The organism is Mucilaginibacter straminoryzae (assembly GCF_022953055.1).
Classification (GTDB): domain Bacteria; phylum Bacteroidota; class Bacteroidia; order Sphingobacteriales; family Sphingobacteriaceae; genus Mucilaginibacter; species Mucilaginibacter straminoryzae.
In genome coordinates this window covers 63898-73634 of the sequence record NZ_JALJEJ010000015.1, presented here as the reverse complement: position 1 = coordinate 73634, position 9737 = coordinate 63898, and the positions used below count along the sequence as shown (strand labels likewise).

Annotated in this window: 6 protein-coding genes and 1 tRNA gene; 5 read left to right on the top strand and 2 right to left on the bottom strand. The window is 43.9% G+C overall.

Translation table 11 applies throughout. From position 1 onward, the window contains the following. Positions 1 to 666 precede the first annotated feature (666 nt). Positions 667 to 3840: a SusC/RagA family TonB-linked outer membrane protein gene (locus tag MUY27_RS19960; RefSeq protein ID WP_245133153.1), complete on the top strand. Its 3174-nt coding sequence runs from the start codon at positions 667 to 669 to the stop codon at positions 3838 to 3840. Between the two features lie 19 nt (positions 3841 to 3859). After that, complete coding sequence (locus MUY27_RS19955) at positions 3860 to 5305, top strand: RagB/SusD family nutrient uptake outer membrane protein (protein WP_245133151.1); 1446 nt, start codon at positions 3860 to 3862, stop codon at positions 5303 to 5305. 72 nt (positions 5306 to 5377) lie between these two features. On the opposite strand, the gene MUY27_RS19950 is transcribed toward MUY27_RS19955, so the two are convergent. Both MUY27_RS19950 and MUY27_RS19945 read right to left on the bottom strand, forming a co-directional pair. Beyond that, on the bottom strand, positions 5378 to 5782 hold the full coding sequence (locus MUY27_RS19950) for a DoxX family protein (RefSeq protein WP_245133148.1): 405 nt from the start codon (positions 5780 to 5782) through the stop codon (positions 5378 to 5380). Between the two features lie 10 nt (positions 5783 to 5792). Next, entirely contained in the window at positions 5793 to 6698 is a 906-nt protein-coding gene (locus tag MUY27_RS19945; RefSeq protein WP_245133146.1) for a S66 peptidase family protein, read from the bottom strand. 47 nt (positions 6699 to 6745) lie between these two features. Here MUY27_RS19945 and metG point away from each other — a divergent pair, with 47 nt between their 5' ends. From metG to MUY27_RS19930, 3 genes are all read left to right on the top strand, one after another. Next, complete coding sequence (metG, locus tag MUY27_RS19940) at positions 6746 to 8824, top strand: methionine--tRNA ligase (RefSeq protein WP_245133143.1); 2079 nt, start codon at positions 6746 to 6748, stop codon at positions 8822 to 8824. 55 nt (positions 8825 to 8879) lie between these two features. Further along, a tRNA-Arg gene (locus tag MUY27_RS19935) sits at positions 8880 to 8951 on the top strand. A 107-nt stretch (positions 8952 to 9058) separates the two neighbouring features. Beyond that, positions 9059 to 9511 carry a hypothetical protein gene (locus MUY27_RS19930; RefSeq protein ID WP_245133141.1) on the top strand — a complete coding sequence of 151 codons (453 nt, stop codon included), beginning with the start codon at positions 9059 to 9061 and terminating at the stop codon, positions 9509 to 9511. The last annotated feature ends 226 nt before the right edge of the window (positions 9512 to 9737 follow it).

Genomic DNA, 9737 nt, shown 5'->3' with positions numbered 1-9737 from the left:
ATTCCTGCACAACGATCAAATAATAAAGGGAATTCTACTTGGGATGACATGTTAATTGAAGTTTGGTACCTACAATTTAACACTTTAATGCCCGTTGGTGAATTCCCCTTTCATGAATGTTTTGTCACTTCTGTAAATAGGTCTGCTAAAGCGTACTCCCCAATAACATCGACTTAATTAGTACTAAATTTGCTGAATTTTGCTTTTTTGAGGGTTTTTTGTTAATCCTTATAATATTGTTGCTTTTTATCTAAAAATTCACCCTTAAATTCTTTGTTTTTCAAATAATCAAGGACATTTCCATATGTGATTGATTTTTTTGTCCATTTGTCTTAAATATCAATAGAAACTTGAAAATTTTGCTTCTTGAATTTTTAATTATGGGTTTTAAATGATTTTTTGATGAATAAATTTCATTTTAATGTATCAATTTAGATATAAATGTAAAATTAGATTAAAAAATTGCTTTAAAACCTCTAATTTTTAGTAAAAATGAATGCCTTTAATGATATACTGTCAAAAATTACCCCTTTTTAGAGTGAATTTTTGATATAATTTTAAATTTTATTGAACTTTTAAGTGATATTTCAAATAATTTGTGTGTTTTATTAGAAAAAGCCAATAAAAATTATTTTTATAGAGCTAATTAAACAAACTAATAAACGCATGAAAAAAGTTCTACGTAATTTTTTGTGGGTTTTGATTATGCTGGGCTCAACAGCTTATGCGCAAACCCGAACAGTCACCGGTGTAGTCACCGGAAAAGAAGACGGCTTACCACTGCCAGGTGTAAGCGTCGTGGTAAAAGGTACAAAAATTGGTACCCAAACTGGTGGCGATGGAAGCTATTCTATCAAAGTTCCGGCCGGAAGCCAGACTTTAGTATTCTCTTTTATCGGTTTTACTACTCAATCTCACCTGGTAAGCGGCAGTCGTTTAAATGTAACATTAACAGGTGCTGCTAGTGCTTTGAATGAGGTTGTAGTAACCGGTTACGGTACACAAAGTAAACGCGAAAACGTGGGCAGTATTTCACAGGTTAAGGGCGGCGACATTGCCCAGCAACCAGTCCAGAATTTTCAGCAGGCGCTGGCGGGTAAGGCTTCAGGTGTACAGATTACCGTCCCTAACGGTGTATTAAACACTCCGCCCGTATTTCACATCCGCGGTACCAACTCTATCAACTTAAGTTCGCAGCCGCTGATTGTAGTTGACGGGGTAGTGAGCTTTACAGGCGATGTCAGTGGTGGATCTTCTGGCGGTAATGCCCTCGGTAATATCAATCCAGAAGATATCGAGACCATCGACATTTTGAAAGATGCTTCTGCTACCGCAATTTATGGTAGCCGCGGTGCGAATGGCGTAGTAATTATTACGACAAAAAAAGGCAAAAAGGGAGATGCGGTTGTTAGCATAGACAGCTGGGTAGGGATGACAAAGGTAATGCGCCTGCCAAAAGTTTTAGACGCTTTCCAATATGTGGCGTTGAAAAACGAAGCCATGACTAACGCTGGTTCTTACAATACTAATGCCGCTAACGGTGCGCTTGCTTATACAGAAGTCGCTAAAGATGCGAATGGTAATCCGATAAATACCGACTGGACTAAGTTGGTCTATCGTCGCGGCACCTCTTATAATACTACAGCAAGTATTTCTGGCGGAGGCGAAAAAACAAGTTACTATGGCTCGGTGAACTACAATAAGCAACAAGGGGTATTAAAAAAGAATGATTTTGACAACCGCGGCATGTTATTTAATATCGATCATAAAGCTAATAAATACATTAGCATGGGAGCAAAGTTATCCTATTCAGATCAGTATAACCTGGCCGCGACAACATCGGGTTCTCTTTCCGGCGAAGCTTATGCAACAGCTGGTTTAGGCCGTTTAGCCGTATTATTGCCACCTAACCTGGGGCCTTACAATAACGATGGCAGTTATAACCTTAACCCTGCTACAGGTGCTATCGGTGTTTACAACAATAAAGGCTATACCATCAGCTACCCGAACCCGCAGGTGGCGCTGGATCTGGACAGGTCTAATAACGAGCTGAACCACACGGCCGCTAATATGTACCTGCAGATTAAGCCCCTGTCCTGGATGACGCTGAAGAGTACCTACGGTATAGATTACATTTATTCTACTAACGATCTGTTCAATAACCCGATTTCAAACTTTAACGGTTCTGCCGCCAGCAACAACGCAAGCGCAACGGCAAATTACTCGGCGTTTAAAAGATACGTATGGGATAATACCGCCCAGTTCGACTATACCTTTTTTGCAAAGCATAACGTCTCTTTATTATTAGGTAATGAGCAGCAGCGGAGCACGAGTGCCGGCTTTGGTCTAAACCGGTCCATTTTATCTGATCCGGCGTTTAATGTTATCCAGGCCGGTTTTGTTAACGTAACTACTAATAACACAAGTAACAACATTGGCGAAAATTACCTGGTGTCTTTCTTCGGTCGTTTTAACTACAATTTCGATCAGAAATACTATTTAAGCGCCACGGTACGTAAAGACGGTTCGTCTACTTTTGGAAGCAACCGTAAATATGGGTACTTCCCTGGGTTTGGTGCCGGTTGGGAAATAGCAAAAGAAAAGTTCTGGCATGGCGTTGGTGCTGATAAGGTTTTCAGCAGCTTTAAGCTAAAAGCAAGTTATGGTAAGGTAGGTAATAACTCGGGCCTGGGTGATTTTGCTTCTTACGGCTTCTACAGCAGTGGTTTATACAATGGTAACCCTACACTGGGGCCAAACCAAACGGGTAATAACTCTTTGGGTTGGGAGATCAGTAAAAAGCTGGACGTAGGTTTCGACTTCGGTATTCTTAATGACCGTATTACTGGTAGCGCCGCTTATTACCGTAACAACATCAGCGGCCTGATTCTGCAAATACCAATGGCGCCTTCTGCCGGTCTGCCGTCAAACCCGTATGTGAATATCGGATCTATGTTTAACCGCGGGCTTGAGCTAAACATTGATGCTGACATTCTGCGCACTAAACGTTTCCACTGGACTTCGAACTTCAACATCAGCTGGAATCAGAACCGTATTACGGCCTTGTTGCCGGGCGTGAATTCGTTCACTTACTCAACTTCAAGCTTGGAGATTGCCAACATTAACCGCGTTGGCGGCTCCATCGGCGACCTTTATATCGTTCGTTCGGCAGGCGTAGATCCAACTAACGGCCGCAGGATATTTATCAACGGTAAAGGACAAATGGTAGAGTATAACTTTGTTGGCAACAAGTATACCTATATGGACGGAACAACTGCGCCATCGATCAATCAGGCGGCAGATGCGGTTGATTACGGTACCGGTGTGCCTCACTACCTGGGCGGTTTAACCAACAACTTCCGTTACAAAGCGTTTGACTTAAACGTGTTGCTTACCTATCAGTTCGGCTTCAAGCTGTATTATGGTACACAAGCAACGTTGACAGACCAACGCTTCTGGAATAATAGTGTGGTGATATTAGACCATTGGACCACACCTGGCCAGATTGCAAAATATCCAAAAGTTGTTTTTGGTGATAACGTATCTAATGGTACTTCTTTCCCAACAGATTTTAACACCTATAACGGTGCGTTCCTGAAAGTTAAAAGTGTAAATTTTGGTTATACCTTACCTAAATCACTGTATTCAAAAATCGGGTTATCAAGCGTGCGTTTCTATGTTGCGGGTTACAACCTGTTTGTAATTACCAAGTATCCCGGCCCAGATCCGGAGGTGGCGTCAAACGGAGCAACCATCAATGGTAACAGCACCCCGGGGGTAGACAGAAATACAGCCGCTAACGGCAGGACTTTAACTGCAGGGGTTTCAATTAAATTTTAAGGATTAAACTCGAAAGGAAATGAAAAAGAAATTTATCTATATCATAGGGATGGCGTTATTGAGCAGTTATTCTTGCAAAAAACAATTGCTGTATCCCGACAATCAAACGCAGGTTTCTAATCAGGGCGGGGCGCCGTTCTCAACTTCATCACGCATTCAGGCACAGGTATACGGCCTGTATAACGGATTGAAAAATGGTCAGCTGTTCGGTGGCCGTTACCAGATCTATAATGATGTAAAGGCCGAAAACTGGATTAACCAAACCACTAACTCTGTAACCGCTTATCAAACCTGGACAGAGACGGTAAGCAGTACCAGCTCAGAAGTGCTTAACCTTTGGTCGCAGGCTTATTTTGTGATTAACAACTGTAACCTCTTTATAGAGGGTATGAACAGCACTGGCTCTGCAGTGGTGGGTGCGAGCCTTGCGGCTAATTATATCAGCGAAGCTAAATTCGTGCGTGCTACAGCATATTTTGCGTTACTTAATTTTTATTGCCAGCCTTATGTAGTTAGTAATGGTAACACACCGGGACTGCCATTGCGACTAAAGGGAAACTCGGCTTATGATAATTACGATCTGGCGCCTTCTACCGTTGCCCAGGTTTATGCGCAAATTATCTCTGATTTGGACGCGGCCGAGGCCGGTTTGCCGGCAAGCTATGGTACTGATGCGGTATCTAACACTACCAGGGCACATAAAAATACAGCGATAGCTTACAAGGTACGGGTGTACCTGGCTATGCAGCAGTATGCAAAGGTGATTACTGAAGCATCAAAAATTGTATCGGGCACTACTTCTTTCTCTGCACCAACAGGTGTTGCAAACGCCTTGCAAGCAAATGTTGCGAACGTTTACAAAAGCCCGTATACTACAACAGAATCTATTTTCTCTATGCCGTTTACCACAACAGAGGCGGTAGGTTCGCAAAATGCCCTGGCCAACTACTTCGGCGGCCTTGGCGCATCGGAGTTTTATTTAAACCCGAATGGGGTTATTGCCGATGCTAACTGGAAAAGTACTGATGCCAGAAGGACCCTGATTACCACAAAGAGTGGCAAGTCATATTCGCTAAAATGGCCTGGCGGCTCGCCTTACCTGGATTACGCGAACGTAATGCGCTATCCGGAAGTGTTGCTGAGTTATGCGGAAGCTATTGCCAGAAGTACCAATACGGTAGACCCGAAAGCAGTTGCCCTGCTTAACGCTGTGAGGCAGCGTAGCGACCCAAGTACTACTTATACAACGGCCAGCTTTGCGACCGTATCTGCACTGACCGATGCTATTTTACAGGAAAGAAACATCGAGTTTTTGGGTGAAGGATTACGTTGGCTGGATCTATGGAGGCTAAATCTTCCTATTCCGGCTAAGAACTCTGTTGCTGCTGTTGCACCAAGTAGTTCTAACTACATCTGGCCAATGTCTGGTAACGAACAGCAATACAATAAGCTGATCGGCAGATAATCAAGTAACAAACTAAACTAACTATAGGGCTGCGCCGGGAAGAAGCGCAGCCCTTTTAATTTTTCCAAGCGCTTATTTCTTATCCGCACTGTAACTTCCAGGGCCTACGAATAATAGTCCGGCGAACATGATGGCATCTTCAATAGCGTGCGAGGCATCCATTAAACCATCTGTTCTTAAATGCATGATTGACGCGACGATCAGGTTGATGAGAATCAACAAACAAACCGGCCGGAAAGCCCACCCAATGATGAGCAGGAACCCGCCAAAGGTTTCCACGACCGCGGCCAGAAAACCCCAAACGGCAGGCCAGAAGGTAATACCCACATATTTGGTAGCACTGCCGACCATGATCCACGTTTTTTCACCCCCTGCCAACTTGGGGAAGCCGTGGTAAATGAACATAATCCCCAGCCCGAGCCTGATCAGCAGCAGGCCAAAGTTTCTATAATTTCCGAGTTTGCCTAAATATGCCATAAGTTTGGTTTTAGTTGTTGATGAATGAAATGGAAGCTTTATCCGTGTTAGTTTCTATGCTTACTTCAGCGCCAAGTATCAGCGAATTATTATCTGCGACGTGCCCCGCCGGGAAGTTTAAGATAACCGGGTAATTGTATTCTTTTACGGCTTCAAGAATGATTTCGTTTGCAGAGAAGCCAAACGGAATGTCGTTGTCCTTCACTTCGGTAAATCCGCCTACGATAATCCCTGCCAGGTCTTTTAATTTTCCTGCCCTTTTTAGCGTGTGGATCATCCGGTCCGTTGCGTACAGGTATTCTCCTACATCTTCTATGAACAGTATTTTCCCGGTATAATCCATATCGGAAGCAGAGCCTAAAATGGCAGTAAGCAAGGTCAGGTTCCCACCGATCAGTTGTCCGGTCGCTTTTCCCGTCTTGTTCTGTTTATCGCCTTTCAAATGGTAGATTAGCGGTGCTCCAAAAAGGGCGTCTTTGAGTGTTTGTATTGAGCTGATGGTAGCGTCGGGAATATTAATTGGCATTTGCCCATGGATGCTTTGTAAGCCGTAATTAGCTAGTAGGTGGGCATGAATAATGGTGATATCACTAAAGCCGATCAACCATTTGGGGTTTTCAGCTAAGGGGCTGAAATCTACCAGGTCGATCATGCGAATAGTACCGTATCCGCCGCGGGCGGCAAAAATTGCTTTTACTTCGGGGTCATCAATAAAGCGTTGCATATCTTTTGCCCGTAACTGGTCGTCGCCTGCAAATTGGTGCCATTCAGCCGATGTTGTTTCGCCCAAAACTACCCGCAAACCCCATGATTCCAGGAGGTGTACGGCATCTTGCATGGGCCTCGGTAGTTTTTTCGCCGGGCAGGTGATGGCTACCAGGTCGCCTTTTTTAAGATAGGGGGGGCGTATGCTCATGTTTATAATGATTATCTTTGCCAAAATAAAACAAAGCCTTTTAAACTTTGGAGACAACTGAAAAATATAAACGTTATACCATAACGGCCGCTTTGCCTTATGCGAACGGCCCTAAACATATCGGCCATTTGGCTGGCGCCTATATCCCGGCAGATTTATACGTACGTTACCTGCGTTTGAAAAAGCGCGATGTGGTTTTTGTATGCGGATCTGACGAACACGGCACCGCTATTGCCAACCAAGCCATGAAAGAGGGGACTACCCCCCGCGCCATTATTGATAAATACCACCAGCTGATTAAAGATTGCTTTGAAAAGCTGAACATTTCTTTCGATATCTACCACCGTACCAGCGAGCCTATTCATCACGAGACTGCGCAGCAGTTCTTTACAGATCTGAATAAGCTTGGCGTTTTCGAAGAGAAGGAAAGCGAACAGTATTTTGACGAGCAGGCTAACGCCTTCCTGGCTGACCGTTACATTGTGGGAACCTGCCCTAATTGTGGCAATACCAATGCGTATGGCGACCAGTGCGAGCGCTGCGGAACGTCATTAAGTCCGGAAGAGCTAATTGATCCACGCTCTACACTAAGCGGCGAGAAACCCGTGCTTCGCCCGACCAAACACTGGTACCTGCCTTTAGATAAATACGAAGGCTGGCTGAAAGAATGGATTTTGGAAGGCCATGCGAACGATTGGAAAACCAATGTTTACGGTCAGTGTAAAAGCTGGATAGACGGTGGTCTGCACCCGCGTGCCGTAACCCGCGACCTGGATTGGGGCATTAAAGTACCGCTGCCGGATGCTGAAGGCAAAGTGTTATATGTATGGTTTGATGCACCGATCGGCTATATCTCGGCCACCCGCCAATGGGCGCTGGATAACGGTAAGGATTGGGAACTGTACTGGAAAGACCAGGAAACAAAGCTGGTACACTTCATCGGTAAGGATAACATTGTTTTTCATTGCATCGTGTTCCCGGTGATGCTGAAAGCACAGGGCGAATTCATCGTGCCTGAAAATGTTCCGGCTAATGAATTTATGAACCTGGAAGGCGATAAAATGTCGACCAGCAGGGGGTGGAGCATTGAGATGCACGAGTATCTGGCCGACTTCCCCACACGTATAGATGAACTGCGCTATTACCTGACTGCCATTGCGCCTGAAACCAGCGATAGCGAGTTTACCTGGAAAGATTACCAGGCCCGCGTGAATAACGAGTTGGTAGCCATTCTGGGTAATTTTGTGAACCGGGTGATGGTGCTGATGCATAAGTTCTTCGACGGGAAAATAACTACCGGTGGCGAAAAGCTTGATTTTACCGACAGTGCCCTGAAGACAAACGTAAGTGAGTTATACGATGAGTTGGAAGCGAACTTCGAGAGCTATAAATTCCGCCAGGCGCAGCAAACCGCTATGGAAATGGCGCGTTTGGGCAACCGTTACCTGACCGAGAAAGAGCCCTGGAAGACGATCAAGACAGATGCGGAAGATGCGCGCAATACCTTGCACAACTGCCTGGTACTGATTGGTCACCTCGCGACTGCTTTACAGCCGTTTTTGCCGAATACCTCGGCAAAAATTTTCGCTATGCTGAACTTGCCCAATAGTACCGTCGCTTTTGATGAGGAAATTGTGTTGGCAGATGGGCATCAGTTAAACGCTGCTGCGCTGTTGTTTGAAAAGCTGGAAGATGAAGTGATTCAGCAGCAGATAGATAAACTGAAAGCAAAAAGCGATGCGCTGACTACGCCTGCGGAGGCATTGATAGAAGAAACCCCGGCAATTGTTCCAGCGAAGGAAAATATTAACTATGATCAGTTTGCGGCGATGGATATCCGCGTGGGCACCATTCTGACAGCTGAAAAGGTAGCCAAAACCAAGAAATTGCTGAAACTGACAATTGATACGGGTATAGACACCCGTACCGTGGTATCCGGCATTGCCGAGCATTACGAACCGGAAGCGATCATCGGCAAACAGGTAAGTATACTGGTGAACCTGGAACCAAGGGAGATCAAAGGCATCCTGTCGCAGGGCATGATCCTGATGGCAGAGAACACCGAAGGTAAGCTAAGTTTCGTTTCACCCGTAGATCAGCTGCATGCAGGATCAGTAGTGCGGTAACGAATTAAAAATTAAACTATATTTGCATCCGTATCGCTTAAGTGCGGATGCAAACGGCCCTGTAGTTCAACGGATAGAATAGAAGTTTCCTAAACTTTAGATATGGGTTCGATTCCCGTCGGGGCTACTAAAAACGCAGTTTTCTTATAAGAAGGCTGCGTTTTTTGCTGTAAGGTATCACCAGTACGGTGTTGTGTTGACTAACTTGTTATATGAATTATAAGCTGTAAGTTCATGACAAAATCTTTTGTTCTCGAAAAGAATATGACTATCGTTTCTAAAGCACATATAACAGGAGCAGTAGTAAATCTGATAGAGCGGACTGTAGAAGCCTACAACTATAAAGTTATAGACAAAACTGAAAGATCAGTATTATTTGAACCCTACGGCACTCAACCAGTAACAAGAAGTAATTCTGCTTACTATTTACAATGTGGAGTATTTAATTTACTTAATAATGCTAATGTGCTCACAGTACAATTAAAATACTCAATATCATTTTGGGGAGAATTTTTACTCTTCGTGCTAATGATTGTTGGTGTTTTATTGGTTGGTTATCCAGTATTTCTGTTTTCAATAATAATATTTATATCGATAAGTAAAAGGTTAAAAAGAATTAAGACGCAGGCACAGGAAATGTTACTTGACATTACAAACAAAGTTGAATATTTAGATAGCAAATTATAATTATTGTACGCCGTGCTAGCGCAGGGTGTAGCCATTAGCTTTTAAAGAAACTTTTTTGCAATATCCTTAAGCTTCATCTTTTTCGAGTAGATATTTTTAGCTCAGCTGTGCTACAGTATGCTCCTATTCGTAAAGGACACGATACCAATTCAGGCTAGTAAATGGTAGTTATCAAATTTGAACATGACAGCAACACAACAGTTTTGCCGGATAATCCGGGATAGAT

Excerpts from the sequence above, each read along its gene's own strand:
- MUY27_RS19960 (WP_245133153.1), top strand. The coding sequence starts at position 667 with ATGAAAAAAGTTCTACGTAATTTTTTGTGGGTTTTGATTATGCTGGGC.
- MUY27_RS19955 (WP_245133151.1), top strand. The coding sequence starts at position 3,860 with ATGAAAAAGAAATTTATCTATATCATAGGGATGGCGTTATTGAGCAGT.
- MUY27_RS19950 (WP_245133148.1), bottom strand. The coding sequence starts at position 5,782 with ATGGCATATTTAGGCAAACTCGGAAATTATAGAAACTTTGGCCTGCTG.
- MUY27_RS19945 (WP_245133146.1), bottom strand. The coding sequence starts at position 6,698 with ATGAGCATACGCCCCCCCTATCTTAAAAAAGGCGACCTGGTAGCCATC.
- MUY27_RS19930 (WP_245133141.1), top strand. The coding sequence starts at position 9,059 with ATGACAAAATCTTTTGTTCTCGAAAAGAATATGACTATCGTTTCTAAA.